Origin of the sequence: Agrobacterium sp. 22094 (assembly GCF_052046015.1) — a bacterium.
Taxonomy (GTDB): domain Bacteria; phylum Pseudomonadota; class Alphaproteobacteria; order Rhizobiales; family Rhizobiaceae; genus Agrobacterium; species Agrobacterium cavarae.
Genome location: NZ_JBQEPX010000007.1, coordinates 62,424 through 88,423 on the forward strand (window position 1 = coordinate 62,424; position 26,000 = coordinate 88,423).

Genomic DNA, 26,000 nt, shown 5'->3' on the forward strand with positions numbered 1-26,000 from the left:
TGCTGTCAGCCCGGCCGGCGGCAGTGACCCATCGTGTCCCAGCCAAGACCAAAATGAGCTGATGGTAGTCATCCCTTGGGAATGAAATCGAAAGCCATAGCTGAAAGGCCCAGGCGTTGATCTACCTCCCCCAATGGCCAACCGCTGTCCGTCTTCAATTTCCGGGAGGGCGGGGGAGTGCGAGGGTAAGGGCCGAAGGGGGTTCCCCTCGCCCCGCATCGCCTCGACTTCTCGGCCTGCGATCAAATCCCCGAACGTCCCCGCGAATGGTGCGCTGGCTTGGCAGCTTTCACGCGGCGGTTTTCGCGGTCACGTCGAACTCGAAGTGGATACCATCATAGAGGAACTCCACTCCCTTTTCGTGACGGTCGATCACTCCGCTATTGATGAGCATAGTCACATCGCGATAAACGGCCTGAACATCGCGGTTGACGCGACGAGCAACCTCACGGATCGCCAAAGGACCTTGCGCGGTCAGAACTTTTACGATGTCGAGCCGCGATGGCGCAAGAATACGATGCATAGCCTCGTAGCTCTCAAAACCAAGGACTGGGGGCGCATCTTCAAGCGTGTCCGACGCGGCGCGCTCGGCTTTTGCTAGAATTTCGGCTTCAAGATCATCAAATGTCGTCAACCTTACAGTTAGTTTCGTCATGATATGATCCTTTCCATGTCGGCCTTGAAGGCTCGAAGCAGGTCACGAAGACCGGTGAAGTCTATCTGCTCTTCGCGACCTTCGATGTGTCTATGGTCGCCCTTGCCGCGCTCATTGTCGTAACGCAGCACACAAGTTCCTTCGACCACAAGCGCTAATCGGTAGTTATATGGATGAGCGCTCCGGGAACCGGCTCGGGCAATCGCCACACCACGATCTCGTAGAACGAGCGTTCAGAAAGAACGATACGAGATTTTCTGGATAAGCACTGCCTTCATGTTGTTCATCCTAACAACATCTCGCACTGTTGTCAGCCAGAACAACGGGCGATTAGATAAAGAAACCCCGCCGCAGCGGGGAGACGCTGCGGCGGGCGACGGCTGACGTTACTCAGCCGCCTTGGGGAACTGCATCAGTTCATCTTCCAGCTGATCGGCCTCACCAGCGTCATCGGCTACACCATGCACCTCGTCGTCGCTGTCATCATCGACGCTCAACCGCTCAGCAACAATCGCCGCTGCCTTTGCTGGCCGGATGGGGGAGTGGAGACATGCGGAGCCTTTGGTCTGCGCCTCTGCATAGGCTGCGGCCTCTGCCTGCTTCATGCGACCAACGCCACTTGCGAAGTCCGCTCCCTTGATGTCCACCAGCGCCGCCTCGATCCCATCGCGGGTGAGGTGGTGGAAGTAGCTCTCCGCCGCCGCCTCGAGATAGTTCGTCATATCGAGATCGAGCGCATCCGCCAGCACCTCGGCATGGGCACGCCGCGTCTTGCGGAAGTCGTACTTGTCCTTTATCGCACCGATGGAATGGGCCGCTGCGAAAGCCAGAAGTTCGACAAGCTCGTGCTGGTCGCGTTCAAGGCACCATTCGAAGATATCGGCGGGGTTGCCGGGGACATGATCACCAAAGCGCTCGGCTAGTTTGCTAAGGCCAGTGAGGGCCAGACTGCTTCCCGGTGCCTTCATGCTGGCTTCAACCGATTTGCTGGTCAAGACGATATCGAGGCAGGAATGATCGCGGGAATGCGTCAGGACGGTCTGCAACAGGAGCCCATGCACCACACTCGCCAGGGCGACGTAATGATTGTTGGCAAATTCCAGCCGCAGGGCTGCTGTGCGCTGCACCGTCAGGTCTTCGACAAGCGTTGCGAAGTGGAGGACGGTATGCGCCTACGTTACTCGGGCGCCGCGCATACTCCAAGACTCACGACTGGCGAGTATGAAGTAAACAGCTGCTATGGCTTTCTGTCACAGCATCCGAGCTGCGCGACCATTTCGCCGTGTCGAACTGTTGTAATAACTTGATGCCTGCTGCACAGATCGATGCCGCGACTGCTCCATGGCTTCTGGCAGAGGAATGCCACGATTGGCGGCCTCGGTAAGATACCCTGATCGCAGCCCATGCGCGGAAAACTCTGCCGGGTCGAGACCAGCAAGCGCCGCGCGGTGCTTGACGACATCATTGACCGACTTTGGATCGAGCGGTCGAGGAGACAAGTTTCCCCAACGATCGATTTTACGAAAGATCGATCCTGACTTGATGCTGGCTGCCTCCATCCAGGCATTAAGCGCCTCTACCGCTCGACCCGTGAGATAGACGATCTCATCGTGATCAGCGCCAGAGGTTTTGGTACGGCCGAGATGGATGGATAGCGAGGGGAGGGGAGGGCCATCCTGGCGCTCGATCGGCGGCTCCTGTGTCAGTTGCTCTTTGCGTAGTCCGGCAATTTCACTACGTCTGCGGCCACCCGATGCGAATGCCACCATGAGGATAGCCCTGTCGCGGAGATCACGCAGACTGTTGCTACCGCATGACGCAAGAAGCTTCGCCAACACATCTCCCGTCACGGCTTTTGCGCTCTTGCGCTTGCGTGGTCGTGGTGTCGCGCGAACCGCGAGGCGAATGGCTTGCTTTAGGGCAGGGGAGGCGAACTCCCCCGCCGCGCCGCGCCATTTGGTAAGCGTTGACCATGACGCAAGACGCCGGCGCACGGTGTCTGGCGCATGCGGACCGAGTGACCTGAGGAACCCCTGATCGCGCAACAACCGATCGACATCCTGCGGCATGCCGTGGCCAGGATCGTCACGCCGGCGCTCCGCGTCCCACAGATGATGGGCAACGAACTTCAGAAGTAGCGCTTCGGGAGCTGGCCACGGAAGACTCTTGCCAGTCGATGCCAGACACCATGCCTGGAGATATGCTAGGTCCGAGGTCAGTGCGCGAAGGGTGTTCTCGCCCATGCCTTCGTTAACCAGATGCTTCAGCGTTTCGATGTCCTGATCGGTCAGAAGCTCGGCCAGCTCATCGCGGCGCTCAATCGGCAGGACGGCGGCGATGGTGTCGAGCTTTTCGGCCCGTTCGGAAATCGTTCTATCGTCAGTCGCCATGGGCGAAAGGACCCAGAACTTGGACATCCTGCTTTCGGGCTGCTGCGGCGAGTTTGCGGTCAAGCGTGGCTAGCGCCAAGCTTCTGTTCATGGCAAGAGCAAGATAGGCGGCGTCATAAGCACTCAGCAAATGCTTGTTCGAGAGGAGAAGCACCATCCCATCACTGCCTATTCCGGCGTCGTCCAGCGGAAGACGCCTGATCCGCTCCATCCCAACAAGTGCATCGCCCGGTCCGATGCGGCCACGCCGCTCTGACATCGCAAGAATATTGCGGATCTCAAACCAGAATAGCGAGGGGATAGGGCAGGTTGCAGATATCGACCCTATGATAATTTCAGCCTCGGCGGTAAATTCTTCTGGCAGTAGCCATGCGGCTGCCACAGACGCGTCGATGACAAAACTCATCATCGACGACCTTCATCGCGCCAGGATAAAATTTCGTCATGTGTTGATGGCGTCGCCCTTGAACGCGCAGCACGTACCTCATTCATCAACAGTTGCAAGTCACTTTCCTTTCGGATTCTCGACATGCGCACGATTGGGTCATTGCCGCGGGAAATGATCACATCCTCACCCGCTTCAACTCGCACCAACAGTTCGGACAGATGCGCCTTCGCTTCAGATACTTTGACGGTGGTGCTCATGGTGGCTCCGATAACAACGGTTTAACCAAAATTACTGGACTGTGCCTACATGGTCAACCGCAGAGTCTTCTAACCTCCGATAAATGGTACTTATCAAAGGTTATACACCCGACCATGACCCATACGAAGTGCTGAATCTTATTGGCGAGATAGCTTTCATTTAAGCTTTAGTTAACCATTATTCCAATGGGTTACGATCTCGCGAAAATCAGCATGATAGACCTGATGCGACGTAAGCGGGGGCAGATTTGGTAGCAATGCCTGGACGATAGCCATCGGTTGCCTCTTGGCGCAGCTGTTGTCATGGTGGAACTGACCAAGAGCAGTGACCACCTGCCACTGGACTCTAACCAGCAGCAATGAGCGCCCGTCACTATACGGTCATGAGCTAAACAGTGTTGCCGCCGTTCGATACAAAAGGATCAAAGCTATCAACCAAGGCAAGCGATTTGATAGCTCCTGAGCCTAGACGCAAGGGCGGGCAGACGAGTTCGCCTCGGAAGCGTGCATCGACAGTCCAGTGTTGGTATGAACGGAAGGTGACATCTTTGACCGAGTTTTTAGACGGTGGTACGCGAGACCGTCGGGATCAATACAGTGGCGGGCGCACCATTTGTGTATGTTTTGATACAACAACCCCAATACATCTGGTTTCTGCAAGGTAAGGTCTGAGACTTCCATTCCTGGAATACGAAGGTCGTCGTCTACCATCCTCACCCCCATCCCAAGAATGGCTCCAGCTTCATAGAATAGCTTTCCTCTGGTGCCGATGCCGATGCCGATGACCTGTCGTTCAGTGGTGATTGTTGTGAAGGCTAGAAGTATCGCTTTTGGTAGCGAGCGAAGGAATGCGAGTCTGCGTCGTTTTTCAATCACTTGGTCCGCACGCGGCTCGAAACCGTCTGGGACCACACCAACAAACCCTCCGTCGCATCGCAAGCTTATGCCTTCAAGGTCTTCAACGACCTCTTTGAGCCGCCGGCTTTCCGTTAAAGAGGGCCAGATTTTTAACGCTGTTAGGTTGGCTCCGATATCTGAGAGGAGTAGTAAGCCAACGTGTGGATTCCTGTAGTGGTGATTTAGGGCTGCATATATAGCATCAGCTATTTGACTGTCTGACATTGTTGTCTGCCGCCGAGATTTGGTTTGACGATTCAAATCAATTGGTCGGTCGATCGTCGATGCGGAGACAATAACGGAAAAGAGTAAAGTCCGTTTTCATAATCAAAGTTAACACGTAACAACCGTTATCATTCAAAACGATATTCTATGAGCCATGTAGGTGTCCCGCGTCGCTTTACGCGGCGGATAGAGACGCACTGGTCTATGATCTTGACTGGGATGAGGATGTGCGGCTCGACGAGTGGCGCGGCGTGCTGCGACAGTCCGAAGCCCTGCCTCCGGTGCTGCAGGCGATCGTCGCCCTCGATGCCTGGAACGAGATTTCAATCCTGCAGCATGCACCCTGGCTCGGCCGGCTGTTGCCGGCTCGATTCTTCGGGAGGCCGGCATCACCACCGGCGCCCACCTCGCGGCCATGAATCTCGGCCTGAAAACCATTCCGGTCGATCGCCGCCTGAGCCGCGATCGCGAAACGCGTCTGCTCGCCATCGCCCACGGGCTTTTGGCGGCCGCCGAGATCTGCATGAAAGAGCACGACCGGCTGGTGCTAGCTCGCACTCTGTTCGAGCGGAAGCTGGAGGGGCGGCGGATGTCGTCGAGACTGCCAGAACTGGTCGAGCTTGTGATGGCAAAGCCGCTCGTGTCGGCAGGGATGGTGGCCAAGACGCTAGACGTCACGCCGCAGGCGGCGCGGCGGATCGTTTTGGAGCTCGGCTTGCGGGAGATGACGGGGAGGGGGAGGTTTCGGGCGTGGGCTGTCGTTTGATTCGCGATCAGGTGCGAGACGAACTGTGCCTCTCTGCTTCACTTCACTCGGAGCATGCCGCTCTCTCGAGGAGGATATACGATCGATTACGACGAGACGAACAATCATCGTCGGGTCCATATTCGCGAATCCGTCGAATCCTCCCAGTCCTTCTGGGCGAGGGCCGCGAATTGGCCGCCGCTAAAGGCGCTGGTGAGGCGGTTGGCGAGCGCCTTTGCGCCTATGGGGGCGTGGGCAGCGGCGGCGGGCGGTGCGGATCGGACGGCTGCGCCGGCGGGCGCGATGCGGAACTGGGCGACGAGGCGGGCGAGTTCGTCGGCTTCCGATGCAAGCCCGTGGCTGGCGGCCGTCTGTTCTTCCACCATGGCGGCATTGTTCTGCGTCGTCTGATCGATGTTGTTGACGGCCGAGCTGATCTCCTGAAGACTTGTCGTCTGTTCGCGCGATGACCGTACAATCGCCACCACGTTCTTGTCGATCTCCTGAACCTGCTCGATAATCGCGATAAGCGACTTGCCGGTTTCGCTGACGAGCCCGACGCCGCTGGCGACCTGTTCGCCGGACTTATTGATCAGCGCCTTGATTTCCTTGGCCGCGCCGGCGGAGCGCTGGGCGAGTTCGCGCACTTCCTGGGCAACCACGGCAAAGCCCTTGCCGGCTTCGCCGGCACGCGCCGCTTCGACGCCGGCATTCAGCGCCAGCAGATTCGTCTGGAACGCGATTTCGTCGATCACGCCAATGATGTTGGTGATCTCGCGGGCTGATTCCTCGATGCTGGTCATGGCAGCGATGGCGCGCCGCACCACATCGCCGGACTTTTCAGCGCCGACCCGGGTCACGTCGATCAGTGCGCCGGCATCTTCGGCCTGTTTCGTGGCGTCGCGCAGCGAACTTGAGATCTCTTCCAGGGCAGCGGCGGTCTGCTCGACGGAGGCGGCCTGCTGCTCGGTACGGCGGGCGAGGTCGTCCGAGGCCGAGCGGATCTCGCTGGTACCAGCCCGGATCGCATTAGCATTGTCGCCAACGATGCGTAGCGCCCGTTCCAGTTTCTCTACGGAGGCGTTGAAGTCCAGGCGGACCTCGTCGAGCGCCCCGTCGAAGACCGTGTCAATGCGGTGCGTCATGTCGCCTTCGGCAAGCTTGTTTAGGCCTTCGGCCAGGGCCGCCACGGCGAGGCGGGTCTGGCGCTCGCGGTGCGCGGCTTCCTCGGCTCGCTGGCGGCGTTCGCTTTCGGTCAGCGCGCGGTCGCGTTCGGCCTGCGTCTCGAGGTTGGTCTTGGCAACGATGGCATTGCACAGGACATCGAGCGAACGTGCCATCTCGCCGATCTCATCCTTGTGGCGAGACTGCGATAGATCGACATCTGTATTGCCCCGCGCGATTTCGCTGGTCGCCGTGATGACACCGTTCAACCGCTTGTGGATTCGCGAGGCAAGGTACCAGCCGATTGTGATCATCAGGGCTGCGGCGATGAGGATGATGACAATCGAGGTGATGGCCAACGTCGTGACGTTGCCGAACACGACCGCCTTTGGCACGCTCGCAATAGCAAACCACGTCGCGTCCTTGGCCATCGGCACCGGAACGGCCACCGCGAGGTCGGTTACGCCGTTGACACCGGTGATCTCGACGGCCTTGCCGGGATTGGCAATGAGGTTGCGCCAAACCGCTGCGTCTAGGCCGGAGTTCTCAAGCGTCTTGCCCAGCAGAGCGGCATCGGGGTGGCTGACGATGGTACCGCTTGCGCTGAGCAGCGTAATGTGGCCGGCACCGAGCGGCTGGAGTTTCGCCATCTCCGCCGAGAGCGTGTTGAGTTCGCTATCAACCCCGACCACGCCCGCAAACTTACCATCGATGGCCATCGGTGCGATGTACGACATCATCCTCACAGTCTTGTCACCGATCCGGTAGTCGTATGGATCGGTCAGCATTTCGTCGCCGGTCTTCTTCGGGACAAGATAAAAATCGCCGGCGCCAGGCTTTTCGTAATCGACGACCGGCAGGACCTCGATCTTTCCGTCCGCCGTGCGTGTCGCATAGGGGATGTAACGGCCGGTGGCGTCGTGTAACGGCTTGTTGCGGAATTCCGAATCCTTCCCGTCGAAGGCGTTCGGTTCCCAGATGAGGCCGATGCCGATCAGATCGGGATTGTTGGCGACGAGCTTCTTCAATGCTTCAGTCGCCTGGTCGCGGGTAAGAGAGCCGCCCGCTGTCAAAGCCGTCAATGTCGAGCTCAGACTCCAACCGATCTGCTTGATCCGCGCGAAATGGCTCTCGACCTTCCCGGCGCTCGCCTGGGCCGCGTTGATGAGTTCCGACACCGACCGCGCTTCGACGGCACGATAGGACATCGTCAGAAGCGTTCCGGCGCTTACGAGCGTCATCAAGACGCCCGCAGATATGATGGCCGTCATATTGCGCGCAATTGCGGTCTTGGGCAGGAGCATAAGGCCTCCTTCGATGCTGATTTGAGGTTCATCAGGAGCTCAAGTGAGCCAGCATCCCCAAGCTTGGCTTCACCTTGTTCTTTGCGTCCGTAGGTAAACACCAGACTCTTAATAAATCGAAAATCAAATTCTACCGGTCTGGTTAGGTCATTGTAGGGGCTCGTGCCGGCGCAGGAGGCCTTCCACCTCATCTAGCCCACTTTAGCCTTGCGGGTCGAATAGGTTTTCGGGTGGACGATAGGCGTCGAGATCGACGAGGCGACCCAAATCACCGAAGCTAGCCGGCAGAATAGTGCCGCGGGAATAATCATCGATAACAAAGATTCAGTTTAAGCGCACCGCCTCGACGAGCGACGCTGGCGCCAGCCGGTTCGCTTAGGATTATGCCTTGACTGGCATCGCCCCGAGATCACTAGCGCCGACGTCGGAACCTAAGTGGTGGGAGAGAGCTTCGCCAGCAGGTTGCTCCCAACAATCATTCCGTCCCGGCGGTAGGAGAACAGCAGCAGGCTGACTTCAGCCTGGAGGCTCAACACGCAGGAGATGAACCATGACTACGATAATGATGCCCTTCGAAGCGATCGGGCCAAAGGCGGTTGTCAGGATTTCGCCGAGCGGATCCGTAACTTCCCCTGCGAGAACCTTACCAATATCCTGAACTGCGAGGAGCAGCGCATAGCACACGAAGACCGATGCGCCGACACCAACATGGTCATTCGCATCGCCTTCAGGATTTGCTTTCCAGGGTTCGGCGTTTCCTCAGCGACATCCCCGCAAGCGTCGAAACCATAGCACGAAAACAGACCCACCAGCGCGGCCGTTAGGAACGCCGGCAAACAAGATCCACTGCCTTGACGCCGGAGTATCGAAGACGATCGAAGCTGGCTGGACGCGACGAAAGGCCAATAGATAAACGCGGACGACAATTGCGCCGACGAGTTCGCAAATAAAACCGAACATGGCAATGCGGACGAGAAGCTTTGTTCCGAGCATGTTCAAGCCAGTCGACACGGCGACAAGCGCCAGCGCGATGACCGTTGTGACCCCGGGCTTGAGTTCGAAGTCCAAAATAAGCGCGAGGAGGGGACCCAGCACGATGTGTTGGCCAGTGCTCGTAAGTTGTGCGTCGTCCGACGCGTTCTGAATATCTTTTGACGTAGTTCACCCTCTGTTTGACACGGAGCCTGACGTGCGCGATTGTCGGGGCACAAAATTCTGGCTACATACTGAGAACAAACAAAATCAATAGCTTGTCGGAAAGCCACATTACGCCGCGCTGCAATGCTGCAGCGCAAGCGCAAATTCGCTTAGGGCTTTTTCCGCGCGCCCCGGGGTCAGCATCCTGTCTTGCTGCTGGCCTCCGCTATGTGATAGCGACGAGCGAAGTTGTTCAATATTATGAGCAGCGCAGGCGAGATATGGAACAAGCATCATGACCGATGACGATTTCGACGTAGGCAGCCGGCTCAAGGCGCTGCGCACAAATGCGAACATGTCCCAACGACAACTTGCCCAACGCGCGAGTGTTCCGCACGCTCAAATTTCGATAATCGAACAGAATAAGTCGAGCCCATCAGTATCGACCCTGAGAAAGATCCTTGGGGGGCTCGGGGTGAGCATGGCCGATTTCTTCGAGAAGGACCGGTCTGGCATGCAGGCAGGACCATTCTTCGATGCAAACTCCCTTGTCGACCTGACGTCGAAGATAAGAACCCATGGATATTTGTCCCTTCGGCAGGTTGGCGACGCCAAGGCGAACAATCTGCAGATTCTTCACGAGGTTTATGGGCAGGGCGCCGACACCGGCGAGGTCTTGCTTCAGCACCCTTCCAACGAGGGCGGGATTGTCATCGAGGGCGAGATCGAAGTGACAGTGGGGGATCAGGTGCGTGTATTGCGTGCCGGTGAGTCCTACCTGTTCGACAGCCGCATCCCCCATCGGTTCCGGAACTTGTCGGCTGCGACCACCGTCGTAATCTCCGCCTGCACGCCTCCCTATCTCTAGCGCTCAATATAGTGGGCGTATTACTTACTATTCGCACGAGCCTGGGTGAAAAGGTCAATGCGGCTCGCGCAGCGGCTGGAGATGCGATTTCAGTCTCTCCGACCTCGTCTGCATCGCTATTGCGCACGCATGGCGGGATTGGCGATTGATGGTGAGGACGTTCTGCAAGATACTCTGGTGAAGGCACTTGCGGCGCGTGAAAGAGGCGCGAGCGTCGACAACCTCGAGAACTGGCTATTTCGCATCGCCCATAACGCCAGTCTCGACTTTGTACGCGCCCGGTCCAGAAATATTGCTGTTCCGTTCACAGAAAATTTGAAGGCAGCACCGATTTCAGAGACAGAAATCGTCGCAAGGGCAAGACGCACAGTCAGGTTCCATCTGATTGCATTGTTCACTGTCCGTTCGTTGAGTTGGCCAAAATCGCAGCTTCGGGCCGACTGGGCCTTGTTACTGGTTCCGCATGGGCACCGGTGGACATTCTTGTCCCGCGATGGGCGTTGTGAACCTCCTCATTTGCAAGGGGTCCGTCGCCCGCCAAGCTTTGATAGCCCCGATGTCAACTCACTCACCTTCACCGGTTCTACCTTGACAGGCAAACGCGTCGTCCTCGCTTCCATCGAGCATGCGCGCCCCCCATTCGGCGGCTACAAGCAGTCCGAAAACGGAAAATACGCCGATTTTTGGAATGCATGAATTCCTCGAGATAAAGGGCGGCGGCGTCTTCGGCGACTAAGGTGCGAGGAACCTCCAGTCGACCTCGCTCGATACGCGCGAATGGCGCGGGTATTTTTGTGTCGTTCCGGGCTCACATTATAATCTGGTTTTGGCATTAGAATTGCGGAATTCGGTATTGGATGCGATCAATCGAATTGCTGCATAATCTCTCCTATAGACAGCCTTCGGGCTAGGCCTTGAATAGGAGAAGCGATCATGTGCGAGGCGGCGGCAACGGCAATTCAACTAGGCAGCCAACAGCAGCCACGTCCCTGCAAGCGGGAACGCGACTTTGCGGAACGAAACGGAGTGGTGCCGGTTTGCGGCCGCAGGACAATGTGCGCGGCTTGCCTTCTTATACAGCAACCTGCGGCAGAGATGGCAGAGCCCAGCTGAACCAAAGGATAGTCGTCATTCATAGTCGACTGGCAGATGGTCAGGTAGCCCCTCCCGAACAGCCGGGCCTGATAGGGATTTTGTCAAAAGTGGCGACGCCAGCGGCCAAAGGACGCTTGGTCTGTGTCACTTACCCGGCCCTTCGACGTCTGTTGGAGACGGCTCACGTCACGAAGAACCGAGGACAGGCGAGACTTGAAAGTGAACATTTTCAACAAGAACCTCTTTCATGGAGTAACTGATGTCAGACTGGGATGTATCCTTTGCAGATGATGTACTAAGTGCCAAATCGACGTGTCACGAGGAATGTGAATGCGGTTCTTCAGCGTCGCCTTGTTGGGATCGTGTGGCGATGCTGAGCGTCGAAGGGAGGTCGCGGCCAGATTTGAGTATACGATGGCAGTGGGTTCCTGCTGAGGACCAGAAATCCGGACATTATGCATGGACGACGAGGCGGTCGCCGCGGTCGAAGGTAGAATGAACGCGTCCCAAGGGGGATGAAATCCGCAAAGGGGCTCAAGCGATCGACTTGCTCGGGCAACTTCAGTTGACCAACCAGAGGCGTGCGCCTGCAGCTTTGATGGCGCTTCGGACGGCAGCCGCCTTGTGGCTACCGAGATTGTCCATGATGACGATGCCGCCGGGCTTGAGGACGGGCACCAACTGCTGTTCGACATAGGCGCGAAAGCACTGACCGTTGATCGGTCCGTCAAAGACAAAAGGTGCTGTCAGCCGGTCGTTTCTCAAGGCACCGAGGAATGTCAGGGTGCGCCAGTGACCATGCGGCGCAAACGCTCGCAGACGCGTGCCTTTTGGTCCCCAGCCTCTGATCGGCGTCATGTTGGTCTTGATCCAGGTCTCATCAATGAAGACCAGTCGGCCTGGATCGAGGTGCTGCTGCAGGGCCTTCCATCGCTGTCTTCTGCGAGCGACGTCGGCACGAGCCTGCTCAAGGGCAAGCAGCGTTTTTTAAACGTAGCCCTTGGCTGCGGAGGAATTCCCACTGCGTGTTCAGGCGGTAGCCCGCGCGCCAAAATATTCAGAGGCCCAAAAGCAGGCTGCACTTGAGCACTTTTGCACCCATGATCGTTGCATCTCTGCGACGACGAAGGCGCTCGGCTATCCCGGTCGAGAAACTCTCACCAAACGGGTTCGTGAGGCCTTTCCGGAGACAAGAACGTCAATGGCCGGTCGATCATGGCATCCTGGCTATTGCGAGGAGGTCCGGCAAGCAGGGGTCATCGGGCTATGCAGTGGTGATGAAACCGCTCAACAGGTAGCTGACCGACTGGGCGTCTCAAGGCCGACATTGTACAGCTGGAAGGACCAGCTTCTCGATCGTGAGGCCCCGTCATCCATGAAACGCCGTAAAGCCAATCCTAAGGTGCCTGAACGTGAAGAGCTCGAGCAACAGCTTGAAGCCCTCCAGCGTGATGTCCGCCAGTTACAACTCGAACATGATCTCCTGAAGAAGGCCAACGAACTCATAAAAAAGACCTCGGCGTCGATCTGCAGATCCTGAGTAATCGGGAGAAGACACAACTAATTGACGCCCTTAAGGAAAATTATTGCTTGCCGGAACTGCTCACACAGCTGCGAATTGCCCGAAGCTCCTACTTCTACCACCGCGCCCGCTTGTGTCTGGCAGACAAGTATGCCGCCGTCCGCCACAGCCTTGCGGCGATCTTTGAAGCTAACCGCCGTTGCTACGGTTATCGCCGAATGCAGGCGTCGTTGGCCAGGCAGAGCGTGATTATCTCGGAAAAGGTTGTGCAGCGATTGACGAAGCAGGAGCAGTTGATCGTTCCCAGACCACGTCGACGGCGGTTCGGGTCCTATCTGGGAGATATCAATCCAGCGCCCGAGAACATAATCAATCGCGACTTCCATGCAAAAGCGCCGAACCTGAAGTGGCTCACAGACATCACCGATTTCCAGATCCCCGCCGGCAAGGGGTACCTTTCCCACATCATCGACTGCTTTGACGGCATGGTCATCAGTTGATCAATCGGAACCCAACCAGATGCGGGGCTGGTCAACACCATGCTGGATGCAGCCATCGTGACCGTAACCGACGAAGATGAACGGCCAATCATCCATTCTGATCGCGGAGCCCATTATCGCTGACCTGGCTGGCTCAACAGGATCAGCAATGCTCAGCTCGTTCGCTCGATGTCCCGAAAGGGATGCACGCAAGACAACGCCGCGTGCGAAGGCTTCTTCGGCCGCCTGAAAACGGAGCTCTTCTATCCACGAGACTGGGAGGCCATTACGATCGAGCAGTTCGTCGCCGAGGTGGATGCCTACATCCGATGGTACAATGAGAGGCGCATCAAAATATCGCTGGGATCACTCAGCCCGCTCGAGTATCGTAAAAGTCTCGGCCTGAGCTTATGAAACAGTCCAACTTTTTATCCGTACCCCACCGGCTCACTTCCGCATGGAAACCAACAGACGGCGCCATCCTGTTGCGTGAGCCGAGCTCGCTTTCGGGGCTGGGCAAATAGGTGCCGGTGATTATGTCAGCAGCACTTCTGTCGAGCGGGCGACCGTGATAAAAGCCTGAACCGCAGGATCCGTGCGATCCTTGCGATAAGCTATAGCCAGTCCCACAGTCCTGTCGTAGCTCTTTGCTACACAGTATGCGATGTTCGCCATTCCGACGCATCTCAGCGAAGCCGGTACAAGCGCGATGCCGCTGCCGCTGGCAACGAGACTAAGCGCCGTTAGAAAGTCGCGCACGACAAGGGTCTTCTGGGGTTGAAGCGTCGTTTTCGCGATAAAGTCCGCGACATATTCCATAAAACCGCTTCGCTCGTCGAAGGCGGGAACGATGAATGTTTCGGTATTTGGCAGACTGACTTCGTCCTGGGCGGCAAGGGGATGGTTCTTTGGTACTGCCAGCAGGAGCTTCTCGTGGCAGAGAACCTCTGCGGCGATCCCATCCGGGTACTGCGCGCGGGGGCGAATGAAAGCTATGTCGACCCGCCCCTCGCTCAGAGCTTCGACCTGCTTGGGTGTTTCCATCTCTGCCAGACGGAACGAAATTTCCGGCGCACGCGCCTTGAAGCGCGAAATGATTGCCGGCATCACGCCTGAGAACGCGGCGGAGGCGACATAGCTGATCTCGATATGACCGAGTTCGCCGCGACCTGCCTTCTTTCCAACGATTTCGGCACGCTCCACCTGCTCTATGACCCGACGTGCCTCAAGTGCAAAGAGCTTGCCCGCTTCTGTTAGTTCGACAAGGGCGCGCTTCTTTCGTTCGAGCAGTCGTACGCCAAGGCCTTCCTCCAGTTGCTTGATCTGCATGCTGAGTGCTGATTGGGCGATATGCAGCCGGTCCGATGCGCGGGAGAAATGCAAATCGTCCACCACCGCCAGGAAATACCGAAGTTGCCGTATATCGAGCATGAATGGCCTTTCATCTGTTTACACGATTAAAACACATGAAATCAGAATTGGAAGTGATTTCTCAGGAGAGCGATCATTGTCTTGCCGCCGGTCGTCCGGCACCAGCAAGGAGATCAAATCAATGGCTAGCGTCGTCGCAAAGCAGTCCACCCATCAGCCCAGCTTTTCTATTGAACAGCACCCGGTCCATGCGCGTTTGCGCCACATCGCGCTCGATCCGTCCGTAATCCGGTCTTTCCTCGATGACGTCCGTGACGTCAACGTGCAGAACCTTCAATACGTCCCTTTCATGCGGTTCATCCTCGCCAAGAAACTCGATGATGCTTTTGGCGGAGAGCTTGGCGGCACTATCAAGGGAATTGTCGCGGACCGCGCGACGGGTGGCTTCACTCTTGGCGTCGGGGGCGCGACCCAGGACGACCAGGACTACGTAAAATTCGGAACCGCGATCGGGCATCTGCTCGGCCCTGGCAACCACGACTCCATGTCTGGCACCTATTTCGCTCGCTTCCTGGTGAAAGACACCGACAGCAGCGATTCCTACCTGCGGCAGGCGTACCGGCTCTTCACGCTGCACACGGACGGCACCTTCGTCGATGAGGCGACGGACTGGCTTCTGATGATGAAGTTTGCTGAAGACAATGCCGTGGGCGGGGAGTCCCGGTTGCTGCATATCGACGATTGGGCCGAGCGCGATCAGTTCCTGAACCACAAACTCGGACGCCACCCTTTCACCTACAAGGCGCCGGGATCAAAGAATGTGGAGTCGACGGTCGACAGGCCGACCTTCTTCGAAAACGAGTACGGGCTGGCAATTTCGTTCATTGACCAGTTTGCACAGCCGCAAACCGTGGAAGAGGCGCAGTATCTGCACGATCTGTCGGCGTCTATGGAAGCGTCCGCCTCGACGAAGGAGATCCCGCTTCCGGTCGGCGATCTTGTCGTCCTTAACAATTACTTCTGGCTGCACGGCCGCGCTGCGTTTCAGAAGCACCCCGGCCTTCATAGGGAGCTGATGCGGCAGCGTGGTATGATTGTGGCTCGCTAAGATCGCGTGGACCTCGGCATGGAAAAGGGAATCATCGTCATAGGCGGGGGGATTGTCGGCCTCTCGACCGCAATGCAGCTCCTCGACAGTTTTCCTCAGGTGCAAGTCACCGTACTGGAGAAGGAAGACGTGCTTGCAGGCCATCAAACAGGCCACAACAGCGGGGTTATCCATGCCGGGGTCTATTATGCACCGGGCAGCCTGAAAGCCCAATTTTGCAAAGAGGGCGCCCAGGCAACCTATGAATTCTGCAAAGAACACAACTTGCCAACTGACCAATGTGGCAAGCTCATCGTCGCGAGCGATGCTGTAGGCTTGGAGCGTCTCGATGCGCTCTACGACAGATGCCTGAAGAACGATCTCCTTCCCGAGCGGCTGGACGAGAGGGCGCTTCGCGAGCGCGAACCGAATATCGAGGGGAAAGGCGCAATATTCGTGGGCTCGAGCGGGATCGCTGACTATCCTGCGATCGCGCGCCAGATGGCAAACCTCATCACACAGAAGGGTGGCAAGGTGTACACGTCGGCCCGCGTGACCGATGTCCGTGAGGAACCGAACGGTGTTTCCATCGAGTGTGCAAAAGAGACATTCCGCGCCGACTACGCCATTTTCTGCGCGGGCCTCCATGCTGATCGCCTGGCGCGAAAGTGCGGCGTCGATGTGGACTTTCGGATCGTGCCGTTCAGGGGCGAATATTACCGCCTGCCGAGCAAGCTCGACAACATCGTCAAGCATCTGATTTACCCGGTTCCTGACCCCGCCCTGCCATTCCTCGGTGTTCACTTGACGCGAATGATTGGCGGTTACGTAACTGTTGGCCCCAACGCCGTCCTCGCCCTTGCTCGCGAGGGTTATGACTGGTCAAGGGTGAGCTTGCGGGATCTCGCCGACATGGCGACCTTCGGGGGCTTCTGGCGCGTCATAGCACGCAATCTTGGTTCCGCGGCGAAAGAGTTCGGCAATTCCCTTTTCCGCCAGCGCTATCTCGCCGAGTGTCAGAAGTACTGTCCGAGCCTTCAGATCGACGACTTGGTGCCTTATCCAGCAGGCGTTCGCGCGCAGGCGGTGCTGAAGGACGGCACGCTCGTGCACGATTTTCTCATCCGGCGCACCACGCGCACACTGCATGTATGCAACGCACCTTCGCCGGCGGCGACAGCGGCACTTCCGATCGGCCGATATCTGGTTGCTCAGTTCCTCGAACTTAGCAACTAGGCCCAGCCGGGGCACTAACCGTGGATTATTCACAAGGGAGGCTAACGTGAAAGAAGAATCGCTACTATTCCATGCTTTGGAGAACTTCGACCAGACGGCTTCGGGTTTGCGAGATCGCATCCCCGATGAAATTCTCGGTCGCATGCGGGAGTTCAAGAGCCGGACTGAAATCACTCTCGCACCAAGGCTGCAAGACGGGAAAAGCCATGTGATCAAGGCTTTCGTCGTCCGTCACTCAGACGCCCTCGGGCCAAGCAAGGGTGGAATTCGAATGACGGGGACCGTCACGATCGATGACGTATCGGCCCTGGCAATGGAAATGACCTGGAAATGCGCGCTGATTGGCGTACCTTTCGGTGGCGGCAAGAGTGGCATTGTACAAGAGAGCCGGGAATTGAACGCTCTCGACAAGGAAACCGTCATTCGCAGCTACACCAGAAATGCTGCTTGGATGATCGACCCTTCCGTTTACATTCCAGCGCCCGACATGGGGACGAGCGAAACGGACATGGGCCATATCAAGGACGCGATCAGTTGGTCACGAGGGATGGCAACGACGACCGGATGCTACGTAACCGGCAAGCCGGTCTTGCTCGCCGGGATTCCCGGACGACGGGAGGCTACCGGGCGAGGTGTTGCAATTACCGTTGCAAGCGCACTGAAGCACCTATCGGTCCCGATCGATGGCTCGACGGCAGTCGTACAGGGATATGGGAATGTCGGCTCGGTCGCCGCCCGGCTCCTCGCGGAAAAAGGCGTAAGGATCATCGCGATCGGCGACATTGATGGAGCTGTGATTTGCACGTCCGGCATCGATCTCGACGCACTGGACAAGCACGTGGCCCGAACGGGGTCGGTCGTGGGTTTTGAACCCGCAGTACCTGCTTCGTCCCAAGAGATACTGGAGCTGGAGTGTGACATTCTCATACCGGCCGCTGCGGGCGGCGTGATCACTGCGGAGAATGCTCCGCGCGTCCGCGCGAAGCTTATCGCCGAGGCCGCAAACGGCCCGACCACTCCCGATGCTGATCGGGTGCTGGTTGGCAAGAGATGTCTCGTCATTCCGGACATCCTGTGCAATGCTGGTGGCGTGTTTGTCTCCTATCTCGAATACAGCCAGGAAACGCAACACGAGCAAGTCGAAGAAGCTTACGTCAACGAAAGGCTCTCGCGGCGCATGAACAGGCAGTTCGACGCAGTCCTGTCGCGTGCTGATTCAAGAGGATCATCGCTTAGGAGCGCCGCCATGGAGCTGGCTTTGGAAACGGTGGCGAAGGCCATGATCGCCAAGGGCGCGTTACCGTAAACAACCACGCGACGCGGCGGAACGCCACCACGGCGCCGGCACCGAATGTGTCGGCGCCGTCTTTCTTTTTGTTCATTGGATGGGTGGCAAACTCACCATAGGGATCCGCTCCCTCGGCGTGCGGACCCGTACCAGACGGCCCCACATAGAACTGGGCACTCGACAAGAGAGGCAATTGGTTGCGGCAGCAAGCGTTCGGACGACGAAGCGTCTATGAGTGAATATCAAATCGCTGGCAACAAAGAGCCGGCGCACAAGGCGCCGGCAAGGGTTGTCGACAGGGTAGGTAGGTCTATGGGTTTGTGTAGGAGGTCTTGACCGTGGTGAAGAATTCCGCGGCATAACGACCTTGCTCGCGTGATCCGTGGGAAGAGGCCTTGCGGCCACCGAACGGCACATGGAAATCGACACCGGCCGTTGGCAAGTTGACCATCACCATTCCCGCCTCGGCATTGCGTTTGAAGTGTTCCGCATGCTTGAGACTCGTCGTGGCGATGCCTGAGGAGAGACGAAAGGGGGTATCGTTGGCAATCGCGAGCGCTTCGTCGTAGTCCTTCACGAGGATGACAGCGGCTACGGGGCCAAAGATTTCTTCACGCGAAATGCGCATGTCATTCGTGGCCTCGGTGAAGAGCGCCGGCTGGAGATAGAAGCCAGGCATGCTGCGCTTGAGCAGCTCACCTCCGAAGGCAAGCTTGGCACCTTCCTGTCGACCGATCTCGATATAGTCGGTATCCAGCTTCAACTGTCTCTCATCGACGACTGGGCCGATGTGGGTGCCCGCCTTCAGAGCATCCGTCGACGACGATGCTCTTCAAACGCTCGCCAACGGCTGAAACGAAGCGGCCATGGATGCCTTCAGTCACGATGATACGAGAGGACGCGGTACAACGCTGGCCGGTGGAGAAAAACGCCGAATTGACGGCGGCTTCGACGGCAACGTTGAGGTCCGCATCATCGAGTACGACGAAGGGATTTTTCCCACCCATTTCGCGCTGGTACTTGCGATTATGCTTAACGGAAGCAAGTGCCACGCGGCGGCCTGTCAAAGTGGAGCCGGTGAAGGTGATGGCATTGACGTCCGGACTGTCAAGCATGGTTTGGCCAACAACGGCGCCACTACCCATGACCAGGTTCAAGACGCCCATCGGCAACCCCGCACGCATCAGAATGTCAACCAAGGCCCATGCGGAGCCCGGAACCAACTCGGCGGGCTTGAAGACCACCGTGTTGCCATAGGCAAGCGCAGGGGCAATTTTCCACGCCGGAATGGCAATTGGAAAGTTCCATGGCGTAATGATACCCACTACTCCAACCGGTTCACGCGTGATCTCGATGCCAATATCTGGACGGATGGACGGAATAACTTCGCCCTATAACCGCAGGCATTCACCTGCAAAGAAGTCGAAAATCTGGCCAGCGCGAACCGTCTCGCCTACGCCCTCTGTGAGCGTTTTGCCCTCCTCGCGGGACAATAGACGACCAAGCTCTTTCTTGCGAGTGAAGATCTCGTCCGCCGCCTTTCTGAGGATTGCGTGGCGCTCGACGATGCCGCTGCGGGACCATGCCGAAAATGCCTTTTTGGCGGCCGATATTGCCGCCGCCGCGTCCTCAGCGGACGCTTTTGCATATTCTCCGACAATCTCGTTTGTATTCGACGGGTTTATGTTGAGGGACCCGTCCGTGCCAGTCCAGTGCCCGTCAATCAGATTTTGAAATAAGGCCATGACTTAGCGCGGCTCCGCCATGGCGCTCGCAATCTTTGAGAAGGCTGCTTCGATCGAGGTCTCCAATATGTGCAGTGCCTCATCGAGCACCGGTTCCTCGATTGTCAGCGGAGGAAGAAGCCTGATGACGTTGTATCGGATGCCGCAGGAGAGGATGATGAGGCCGCGCTGCTCGGCCTCAGCAACGATCTGCGACGTGAGCTGCGGCGCGGCAATCTTACCGTCCTTGTCTTCCACAAGTTCGAAAGCAATCATCGCACCGCTCACGCGGACGTCGCCAATACGCTCCATGCCCTGCCGTGCAGCAATTACATCCAGCGATGCGCCGACTTTCTCACCGATCCACGCCGCTCGCGCGCAAAGCTTTTCATTCTCGATGACGTCCAGGACTGCGTTTGCGGCAGCAACGGAAATCGGATTTCCCGCGTAAGTGCCGCCGAGGCCACCGGGATGAGCCGAGTTCATAATCCTGGCTTTGCCGACGACGGCAGAAAGCGGGAAACCACCTGCGAGCCCCTTTGCAAGCGTGACAAGGTCCGGTCTGACCCCGGAATGTTCTACGGCCAGCATAGTACCTGTGCGAGCCATACCCGCCTGGATTTCGTCTGCGATAAGCACGATGCCATGCTTGTCAGCTCGCTCACGCAAACCCTGCAGCAATTCCGCAGGAGCCGCGTTGAATCCGCCTTCGCCCTGCACAGGCTCGATAATAAATGCCGCCACCCGATCTGGCTCCACGTCAGAGGCCAGCAGATTGTCCAGGGCCAGCAAGGTCGCTTCGACGTCAACACCGGAGAATGCCGCTGGGAACGGCACATGGAAGATTTCTGCGGGGAAAGGACCGAATCCCTTCTTGTACGGTGCAACCTTGCCGGTCAGCGCCATCCCCATCATAGTTCTGCCGTGGAATGCGCCTGTGAAGGCGACCACTGCAGAACGCTTGGTATGGGCGCGCGCAATTTTGATAGCGTTCTCAACCGCCTCGGCGCCGGTCGTGACCAGCATGGTGCGGTTCTCTTCGCCGGTATCAACGATCCGGTTGAGGCGCTCGGCGAGTTTGATGTAGCTTTCATAGGGCGCCACATGGAAGCAGGTATGGGTGAAAAGTTCGGCCTGTTTCGCCACAGCGTTCATTACATACGGATGACGGTGGCCGGTATTAGTCACCGCGATGCCTGCGGCGAAATCGATAAACCGTCGACCGTCGACGTCCCAGAGCTCGGCGTTAAGTGCTTTATCGACGAAGATCGCTTTGGTCGCGACACCAGAAACTACTGCATTTTCCTGCCGCGCGCGAAGCGCCTGACGATGACTCATCGAGATCCCCTCCTTTGTTGAGCGGACCTCGAATATCATTGTTCAATATATGAAGCAACAAGCTTCATATATTGAGCGCTACAAATAGGGGAGCGTGCAGGGGGAAATCACGATCGCGGTCGCGGCGGATAAGTTTCGGAACCTATGCGGGATACGGCTATCGAAAAGTTAAGATTGGCCAGCACGCAATACGCGTACTTGGTCTCCCTCCGTCACCTCGATTTCGCCTTCTATGACAATTCCTCCCTCGCTAGAAGGATGCTGCAACAACACCTCGCCGGTCTCTGCTCCCGGCCCATAGATTTTATGAAGGATTTGGAGATGTCTATCTTGGCGTCTCCCGCCTGACGAAGCGAAAGATACCCATGACTGCGGATTTTCGAGGTCAGGTCGATCAAGTCATTGGAATCGAAAAAAGGCCCGCTCTGCAAGCCAGATCGGTCTTCTTCGAAGAAATCCGCCACGCTTACGGCGAGGCTCCCAAGGATTTTCCGCAGCGTCGAGACCGATGGGCTCGACTTGTTCTGCTCGATTATCGATATGGGCGTGCGGGACATGCGCGCATTCAGCTAGCTGCCGCTGAGACAACCCGGCGTTCGTTCGCAACGTCTTCAGTCGGCTGTCCACGTCAAAATCGTTATCGGCCACGGTGGCTTGTTCCATTTCTCGCACCCAACTGCTCACTATCTTGAACAGTTGCGTCCGTCGATATCACAGAGCGTGTTTGCTCGTCGATTTATGATACGGTTGAGCCATTGCACCTGCTTCCCATATTTGTCGTAGCCGTCAGCCCTTGGCTGGCGATCCCATTGATCCCTTGATCTATGTCGGTTGTAGCGCAGGCCTGACCCCTTGTGCGAGCAGGCCGTACCTGTCGCAGATACCGAAGCTCATATTTCCTCCGACCTGACAAATCCGCGCCAACGAGGATGGCTATCTCTGATGAGCACCGCTAGCCATGATCCATTTCGTTGCCTTAGTGCGCAGTTACGCAGCATTTTGATGCGTTTTTGCGTTCTCTTTGCCCGACATACACTTTCTTCGCTTGTGCAGGATATTTATGGTTTGCAGCCGCCTCTCCTTGTGGCTGGATCATTGCGAATTCGTAGCAAGCCACTGTGGGAAGGGATCACCCTTTATTTACTGCAGGAATGGAAGATGAAGAAGCCGCCCGTGTCCCTAAGTTCCTTCGGCGACCTCATGGTCGACTGGATTAACCAGAACGGACAAATATCCGAAATGAACGATTTCGAGGCACGCCAACTCGGAATCGAACTCAACGATATCGGCATCGTGACGCTCGATCGCGTCTATAGCAGCACATCGGCGCACACGCTGCGAATGATCGCAATAGGTGAAAGCCCCCGCGAAGCCACCCTTCCTGTCTGGGTGAATTCGTCCTCGTATAGTGAAGTACCGATGCTCGCCAGCCTAATCGACGATGGCGAACGAGGTATCATGGTTGTCAAGCAGACCCTATCGCCCGCCGTGCTGGGCCTTGGACCGGAACTGTTGGAGCGCGTCGAAATCCTTTCGCAAATGATCGGAGCAGCAACCGAAGCCTGCTGGTGCATCGAATTTCTCGAACCCGTCGACACATCGCTCGCTGAAGAAGAGATAGTTGACCGCGTCTTTGCCAATCAGAGCCGGTGGCGAGCCTGCAATGAAGCAATGGCCCGGCTATACCGGGTGCCGGAGGGCCTCGACTTCAACACGCAGCCCGTGTCGCGGTATTTCCCGACGACGGATGTAAATCGCCAGATGGTTCGCGACCTCGTGCGGGCGAACTACCGGCTTGATCACGCAGTGGCGGTTGACCGCAGGCACGACGGTAGCGAGATGCTGGTCGAAAACGATTTCCGGGCGGCGATCAAGGATGGTTTCCTCATTCGCCTTTGGGGAACAACGCGCGACATCGGGCCTCATCGCAGGCGAGAACAGCAGATGTCAGACCGGCTCGATTCGATGCGTGACATCCTTAGTGCTACTCCCGATCCAATTCTTGTTATTTCGGAGGAAGGGCTCCTTCTTGCAGCGAATCCTGCTGCGGAGACTGCTTGGGGCCGAGCCGCGGATCAGATTCTGGGCCGTGACCTGCAGAGTTTCGTCGAAACGCGGACCGCAATCGAGAAGGTTCGACAAGCCGCCAGCGATGGTGAGGAATGCGATCTTTCGATTTCGGCGGCCGATGGCAGCCGCGAGACGTGGCGTTTCCGGTCGGCCCGGATGGAAGGTGAAATTCGTCGCTATGTATTAACGGCACGGCGCAAGTCGAAACGGCGCGCGCGCCACCTCGGTGAGGAGGCCGTGTGATGAAATTCTACGCTAACGACGTCGCCAGTGTCCACAACCGTCGCCTACGTCCTGCATTTGTCGATGATCTGCAGTTCGGAACTTTCTTAGAGGCCTTGCCGGACGGTGTCGCGTTGCTCGAGGCAGACGGAAGAATCAAGCTCGTCAACAACAGGCTGGAAATCCTTCTCAACGTCGCTCGCGGTGACTTGGTAGGGTCAGAGTTGGGGAGACACGTCAAAACTGCTGGACCGATTATCCAGAAGCTGTGGGCCGCGGTCCAGCAGCTAAAGCGCATCGAAGTGTCTGGCGCACTGAACTCGCAGCGCAATGTCGTGGCGTCACTCAGCATCCTGCGCGCTTCGGACGGCGGCGCCTACGGTGCCCTCCTGGTGATGCGTGAATCGACCCGCCATCTCAGGGTGCCCGGAGGGTCGGACAATTTTCGTTATGAGCAGGGCGTGGAAAGCGGACGATCAAACATCGTCAGGACTCCTACCATAGAGGCAATCGCGAGCAAGGCGGCCGTAGCGTTGGAGCGAGGCGCCAGCGTCCTCCTCACTGGCGAGACCGGCACAGGCAAAGGCGAACTGGCACGCCTGATCGGCAATGCCAATGACGCTGCTTTCGTCCATGTGAGATGTGGGCTCCTGTCTGAGGACCAATTCGAAGCGGAGATGTTCGGCGTCGAACCGGGTTCGCCGCTAGATACGTCCACCCGCGGCAAACTTGGCTATGTCGAAGCCGCCGACGGCGGTGTTCTCTTTCTTGACCAGATCACCGACCTGTCTCTCCACGCTCAGTCCAAGCTCGTTGCGTTCCTCGAGACACAGACGTTCAGCAGGCTCGGATCGCTGCAGAGACGCCAGGCACGCATAAAGCTTGTCGCGGCTACAAACCAGGACCTGCCTGCCCTTGTCTCGAGCGGGGCGTTCAGGAATGATCTTTATTATCGAATAGCAGTAATGACGTTCGCGCAACCGTCTCTCAGGACCCAGCCGGATCTTCTGGCCGCTCTGATCGACCATCATCTTCGACGGCTCAACGTAGGGCGCAAGCCGCCGCTCCGGCTCTCGCCCGAATTCCTGGAACGGCTGACCACCTATTCGTTTCCCGGCAATATCCGCGAGCTGGCGAATATCATGGAACGCGCGGCAGCCGCCGCGGAGGATCTGGCGCGTAGCGAACATTTCATCGCCCCGAACGCCGACACTGCCCCAATTGCGGCAGCGAAGCCGTCAGCGGATCTAGAGGCGCCCACCAACTTGAAGGACCTTGTGCAGGAATTCGAAGCCTGGGTCCTCGAGAAATCCATCGCCCAGAATGGAAGCAAACGAAGCGCCGCCAGGGCGCTCGGGATCGATATCGCCACCCTCGTCAGAAAGACGAAACGGAAATGACAAACACCAAACAACAGGGGAATAAACATGAGAATACCGAGGAAATCCGCAATTTTAGTGCTCTGCTCTGTAAGCGTTGGCGCGCAGGCGCTCGCAGCATCCGCCGCCGAGCTCAACGTCTTGACTTGGGAAGGATATGCCGGGGAAAAGTTCATTTCCAAGTTCGAGGCGGTTTCCGGCTGCAAGGTAACTGCCTCCTATGTGGGCTCGAACGACGACTTCGCTGCCAAGTTGGCGGCCGGTGGTGGCGTCTACGATATCATCACGCCATCGCTCGACACCGTGCCGATGATGCGCCTTGCAGGCTTTGTCCAACCGATCGACACGGCAAAAGTTCAGGGTCATGACGGCATCTATCCGACATTCGCCAAGGCCGGCGACGTGGTGGCCGACGGTGCCACCTGGGCCGTACCGCTCATCTGGGGTTCGGTGTCACTGATCTACCGCCCCGACAAGTTCACGACCAAACCGGACTCCATTGCCGTCCTTTTCGACCCCGCCAACAAGGGCAAGATCTCGATGTGGGATGACAAGTCCGCGCTCTACTGGACAGCCCGCTATCTCGGCTATGACAACGTCTTCGACCTTACCGACGAGCAGCTCGAAGCCGTAAAAGCCAAGCTCATCGAGCAAAAGCCGCTGGTTCGCAAATACTGGGCTTCTGCCGGCGAATTGACCGAGTTGATGGCCAACCAGGAAGTCTATGTCTCCAACGCCTGGACCGGTCTGACCAGCAAGGATGTGAACAATCTCAAGAAGGGCTTCGAGGTTGTCGAGTTCACGCCGAAGGAAAAGGCCGAGGGCTGGATGGATTCAATGATGCTGGTGAAGGACTCGCCGAACCAGGACTGCGCCTACAAGTTCATGTCCTACATGCAATCGGCTGACGGCCAGTGCGGCATTGCCGAAGGTACCGGCTACTTCCCGGTCAATCCCAAGGCCGTCGCCGGCTGCATGGACGACCAGATGAAGAAGGATCGGAAGGTCGGCAATATAGAATTCGTCAAGAGCCTGGTTATGTGGCAGCAGCCAAAACGCCTCGACAAATACCTGGAAGTTTGGAACGCCGTCAAAGCGGCCCCATAATCCGAGTGAAAGGGCGCCTCGCTGAGACGGCGGGGCGCCTATGATCAAAAAA

The 26,000-nt window shown here is 57.5% G+C and carries 19 protein-coding genes and 6 pseudogenes; 11 read left to right on the forward strand and 14 right to left on the reverse strand.

Annotated elements, in window-relative coordinates:
• Positions 1–289 precede the first annotated feature (289 nt).
• From ACTJK5_RS21580 to ACTJK5_RS21605, 6 genes are all read right to left on the reverse strand, one after another.
• Positions 290–655: an HVO_A0114 family putative DNA-binding protein gene (locus ACTJK5_RS21580; protein ID WP_440613202.1), complete on the reverse strand. Its 366-nt coding sequence runs from the start codon at positions 653–655 to the stop codon at positions 290–292.
• Entirely contained in the window at positions 652–786 is a 135-nt protein-coding gene (locus tag ACTJK5_RS21585) for a toxin-antitoxin system TumE family protein (protein ID WP_440613203.1), read from the reverse strand. The genes ACTJK5_RS21580 and ACTJK5_RS21585 overlap by 4 nt, the downstream gene beginning before the upstream one ends.
• A gap of 255 nt (positions 787–1,041) precedes the next feature.
• Positions 1,042–1,782 carry a hypothetical protein gene (locus tag ACTJK5_RS21590; RefSeq protein WP_440613204.1) on the reverse strand — a complete coding sequence of 247 codons (741 nt, stop codon included), beginning with the start codon at positions 1,780–1,782 and terminating at the stop codon, positions 1,042–1,044.
• 123 nt (positions 1,783–1,905) lie between these two features.
• Positions 1,906–3,045: a site-specific integrase gene (locus ACTJK5_RS21595; RefSeq protein WP_153312715.1), complete on the reverse strand. Its 1,140-nt coding sequence runs from the start codon at positions 3,043–3,045 to the stop codon at positions 1,906–1,908.
• On the reverse strand, positions 3,035–3,454 hold the full coding sequence (locus ACTJK5_RS21600; RefSeq protein WP_246666467.1) for a type II toxin-antitoxin system VapC family toxin: 420 nt from the start codon (positions 3,452–3,454) through the stop codon (positions 3,035–3,037). The genes ACTJK5_RS21595 and ACTJK5_RS21600 overlap by 11 nt, the downstream gene beginning before the upstream one ends.
• Positions 3,451–3,690: a type II toxin-antitoxin system Phd/YefM family antitoxin gene (locus ACTJK5_RS21605; protein ID WP_296017710.1), complete on the reverse strand. Its 240-nt coding sequence runs from the start codon at positions 3,688–3,690 to the stop codon at positions 3,451–3,453. The genes ACTJK5_RS21600 and ACTJK5_RS21605 overlap by 4 nt, the downstream gene beginning before the upstream one ends.
• 1,301 nt (positions 3,691–4,991) lie before the next feature.
• On the opposite strand from ACTJK5_RS21605, the pseudogene ACTJK5_RS21610 reads away from it, so the two are divergent.
• A pseudogene (locus tag ACTJK5_RS21610) lies at positions 4,992–5,578 on the forward strand (RHE_PE00001 family protein); the annotation flags it as partial.
• A 104-nt stretch (positions 5,579–5,682) separates the two neighbouring features.
• Here ACTJK5_RS21610 and ACTJK5_RS21615 read toward each other — a convergent pair.
• Entirely contained in the window at positions 5,683–8,025 is a 2,343-nt protein-coding gene (locus ACTJK5_RS21615) for a methyl-accepting chemotaxis protein (protein WP_440613205.1), read from the reverse strand.
• A 759-nt stretch (positions 8,026–8,784) separates the two neighbouring features.
• On the reverse strand, positions 8,785–9,093 hold the full coding sequence (locus ACTJK5_RS21620; RefSeq protein ID WP_440613206.1) for a hypothetical protein: 309 nt from the start codon (positions 9,091–9,093) through the stop codon (positions 8,785–8,787).
• Positions 9,094–9,457: 364 nt separating this feature from the next.
• Between ACTJK5_RS21620 and ACTJK5_RS21625 the strand changes: the two genes are divergently transcribed.
• The 3 genes and pseudogenes from ACTJK5_RS21625 to ACTJK5_RS21635 form a co-directional block, all read left to right on the forward strand.
• Positions 9,458–10,030, forward strand: a complete 573-nt coding sequence (locus ACTJK5_RS21625) for a cupin domain-containing protein (RefSeq protein WP_440613207.1) — start codon at positions 9,458–9,460, stop codon at positions 10,028–10,030.
• Between the two features lie 81 nt (positions 10,031–10,111).
• A pseudogene (locus tag ACTJK5_RS21630) lies at positions 10,112–10,306 on the forward strand (RNA polymerase sigma factor); the annotation flags it as partial.
• Positions 10,307–10,476: 170 nt separating this feature from the next.
• A pseudogene (locus tag ACTJK5_RS21635) lies at positions 10,477–10,663 on the forward strand (aldehyde dehydrogenase family protein); the annotation flags it as partial.
• Positions 10,664–11,692: 1,029 nt separating this feature from the next.
• On the opposite strand, the pseudogene ACTJK5_RS21640 reads toward ACTJK5_RS21635, so the two are convergent.
• Positions 11,693–12,155 (reverse strand): annotated as a pseudogene (locus ACTJK5_RS21640) (transposase); the annotation flags it as partial.
• Here ACTJK5_RS21640 and ACTJK5_RS21645 point away from each other — a divergent pair.
• Positions 12,147–13,540: pseudogene (locus ACTJK5_RS21645) on the forward strand (IS3 family transposase); the annotation flags it as partial. The pseudogenes ACTJK5_RS21640 and ACTJK5_RS21645 sit on opposite strands and share 9 nt — an antisense overlap.
• 120 nt (positions 13,541–13,660) lie before the next feature.
• On the opposite strand, the gene ACTJK5_RS21650 reads toward ACTJK5_RS21645, so the two are convergent.
• Entirely contained in the window at positions 13,661–14,557 is an 897-nt protein-coding gene (locus tag ACTJK5_RS21650; RefSeq protein ID WP_440613208.1) for a LysR substrate-binding domain-containing protein, read from the reverse strand.
• Here ACTJK5_RS21650 and glaH point away from each other — a divergent pair.
• From glaH to ACTJK5_RS21665, 3 genes are read left to right on the forward strand one after another with little or no spacing between them, the layout of a single operon-like run.
• A complete protein-coding gene (gene glaH, locus ACTJK5_RS21655) occupies positions 14,556–15,605 on the forward strand; it encodes a glutarate dioxygenase GlaH (protein WP_440613209.1) in 1,050 nt (349 codons plus the stop codon). The genes ACTJK5_RS21650 and glaH overlap by 2 nt on opposite strands.
• Positions 15,606–15,623: 18 nt before the next feature.
• Positions 15,624–16,820 carry an L-2-hydroxyglutarate oxidase gene (gene lhgO / locus ACTJK5_RS21660; RefSeq protein ID WP_440613210.1) on the forward strand — a complete coding sequence of 399 codons (1,197 nt, stop codon included), beginning with the start codon at positions 15,624–15,626 and terminating at the stop codon, positions 16,818–16,820.
• A 46-nt stretch (positions 16,821–16,866) separates the two neighbouring features.
• A complete protein-coding gene (locus ACTJK5_RS21665) occupies positions 16,867–18,126 on the forward strand; it encodes a Glu/Leu/Phe/Val family dehydrogenase (RefSeq protein WP_440613211.1) in 1,260 nt (419 codons plus the stop codon).
• A gap of 292 nt (positions 18,127–18,418) precedes the next feature.
• Here the strand turns inward: ACTJK5_RS21665 and ACTJK5_RS21670 are convergent.
• The 4 genes and pseudogenes from ACTJK5_RS21670 to ACTJK5_RS21685 form a co-directional block, all read right to left on the reverse strand.
• Positions 18,419–19,853, reverse strand: a pseudogene (locus ACTJK5_RS21670) (aldehyde dehydrogenase family protein).
• Between the two features lie 3 nt (positions 19,854–19,856).
• Positions 19,857–21,209, reverse strand: a complete 1,353-nt coding sequence (gene gabT, locus ACTJK5_RS21675) for a 4-aminobutyrate--2-oxoglutarate transaminase (protein WP_440613212.1) — start codon at positions 21,207–21,209, stop codon at positions 19,857–19,859.
• A 129-nt stretch (positions 21,210–21,338) separates the two neighbouring features.
• Positions 21,339–21,485 (reverse strand): cupin domain-containing protein, encoded by a 147-nt coding sequence (locus tag ACTJK5_RS21680; RefSeq protein ID WP_440613265.1) that lies wholly within the window; start codon positions 21,483–21,485, stop codon positions 21,339–21,341.
• Positions 21,486–21,569: 84 nt separating this feature from the next.
• Complete coding sequence (locus tag ACTJK5_RS21685; protein WP_440613213.1) at positions 21,570–21,833, reverse strand: helix-turn-helix domain-containing protein; 264 nt, start codon at positions 21,831–21,833, stop codon at positions 21,570–21,572.
• Positions 21,834–22,112: 279 nt separating this feature from the next.
• On the opposite strand from ACTJK5_RS21685, the gene ACTJK5_RS21690 reads away from it, so the two are divergent.
• Genes ACTJK5_RS21690 through ACTJK5_RS21700 form a run of 3 tightly spaced genes read left to right on the forward strand, consistent with a single transcriptional unit; the run spans position 22,113 to position 25,948 of the window.
• Positions 22,113–23,483 (forward strand): PAS domain-containing protein, encoded by a 1,371-nt coding sequence (locus ACTJK5_RS21690; RefSeq protein ID WP_440613214.1) that lies wholly within the window; start codon positions 22,113–22,115, stop codon positions 23,481–23,483.
• Complete coding sequence (locus ACTJK5_RS21695) at positions 23,483–24,862, forward strand: sigma 54-interacting transcriptional regulator (protein ID WP_440613215.1); 1,380 nt, start codon at positions 23,483–23,485, stop codon at positions 24,860–24,862. The genes ACTJK5_RS21690 and ACTJK5_RS21695 overlap by 1 nt, the downstream gene beginning before the upstream one ends.
• A gap of 27 nt (positions 24,863–24,889) precedes the next feature.
• Positions 24,890–25,948 carry an ABC transporter substrate-binding protein gene (locus ACTJK5_RS21700; protein ID WP_440613216.1) on the forward strand — a complete coding sequence of 353 codons (1,059 nt, stop codon included), beginning with the start codon at positions 24,890–24,892 and terminating at the stop codon, positions 25,946–25,948.
• The last annotated feature ends 52 nt before the right edge of the window (positions 25,949–26,000 follow it).

Excerpts from the sequence above, each read along its gene's own strand:
- ACTJK5_RS21580 (WP_440613202.1), bottom strand. The coding sequence starts at position 655 with ATGACGAAACTAACTGTAAGGTTGACGACATTTGATGATCTTGAAGCC.
- ACTJK5_RS21595 (WP_153312715.1), bottom strand. The coding sequence starts at position 3,045 with ATGGCGACTGACGATAGAACGATTTCCGAACGGGCCGAAAAGCTCGAC.
- ACTJK5_RS21600 (WP_246666467.1), bottom strand. The coding sequence starts at position 3,454 with ATGATGAGTTTTGTCATCGACGCGTCTGTGGCAGCCGCATGGCTACTG.
- ACTJK5_RS21605 (WP_296017710.1), bottom strand. The coding sequence starts at position 3,690 with ATGAGCACCACCGTCAAAGTATCTGAAGCGAAGGCGCATCTGTCCGAA.
- ACTJK5_RS21615 (WP_440613205.1), bottom strand. The coding sequence starts at position 8,025 with ATGCTCCTGCCCAAGACCGCAATTGCGCGCAATATGACGGCCATCATA.
- ACTJK5_RS21625 (WP_440613207.1), top strand. The coding sequence starts at position 9,458 with ATGACCGATGACGATTTCGACGTAGGCAGCCGGCTCAAGGCGCTGCGC.
- glaH (WP_440613209.1), top strand. The coding sequence starts at position 14,556 with ATGAATGGCCTTTCATCTGTTTACACGATTAAAACACATGAAATCAGA.
- ACTJK5_RS21650 (WP_440613208.1), bottom strand. The coding sequence starts at position 14,557 with ATGCTCGATATACGGCAACTTCGGTATTTCCTGGCGGTGGTGGACGAT.
- lhgO (WP_440613210.1), top strand. The coding sequence starts at position 15,624 with ATGGAAAAGGGAATCATCGTCATAGGCGGGGGGATTGTCGGCCTCTCG.
- gabT (WP_440613212.1), bottom strand. The coding sequence starts at position 21,209 with ATGATATTCGAGGTCCGCTCAACAAAGGAGGGGATCTCGATGAGTCAT.
- ACTJK5_RS21685 (WP_440613213.1), bottom strand. The coding sequence starts at position 21,833 with ATGGAACAAGCCACCGTGGCCGATAACGATTTTGACGTGGACAGCCGA.
- ACTJK5_RS21690 (WP_440613214.1), top strand. The coding sequence starts at position 22,113 with ATGAGCACCGCTAGCCATGATCCATTTCGTTGCCTTAGTGCGCAGTTA.
- ACTJK5_RS21695 (WP_440613215.1), top strand. The coding sequence starts at position 23,483 with ATGAAATTCTACGCTAACGACGTCGCCAGTGTCCACAACCGTCGCCTA.
- ACTJK5_RS21700 (WP_440613216.1), top strand. The coding sequence starts at position 24,890 with ATGAGAATACCGAGGAAATCCGCAATTTTAGTGCTCTGCTCTGTAAGC.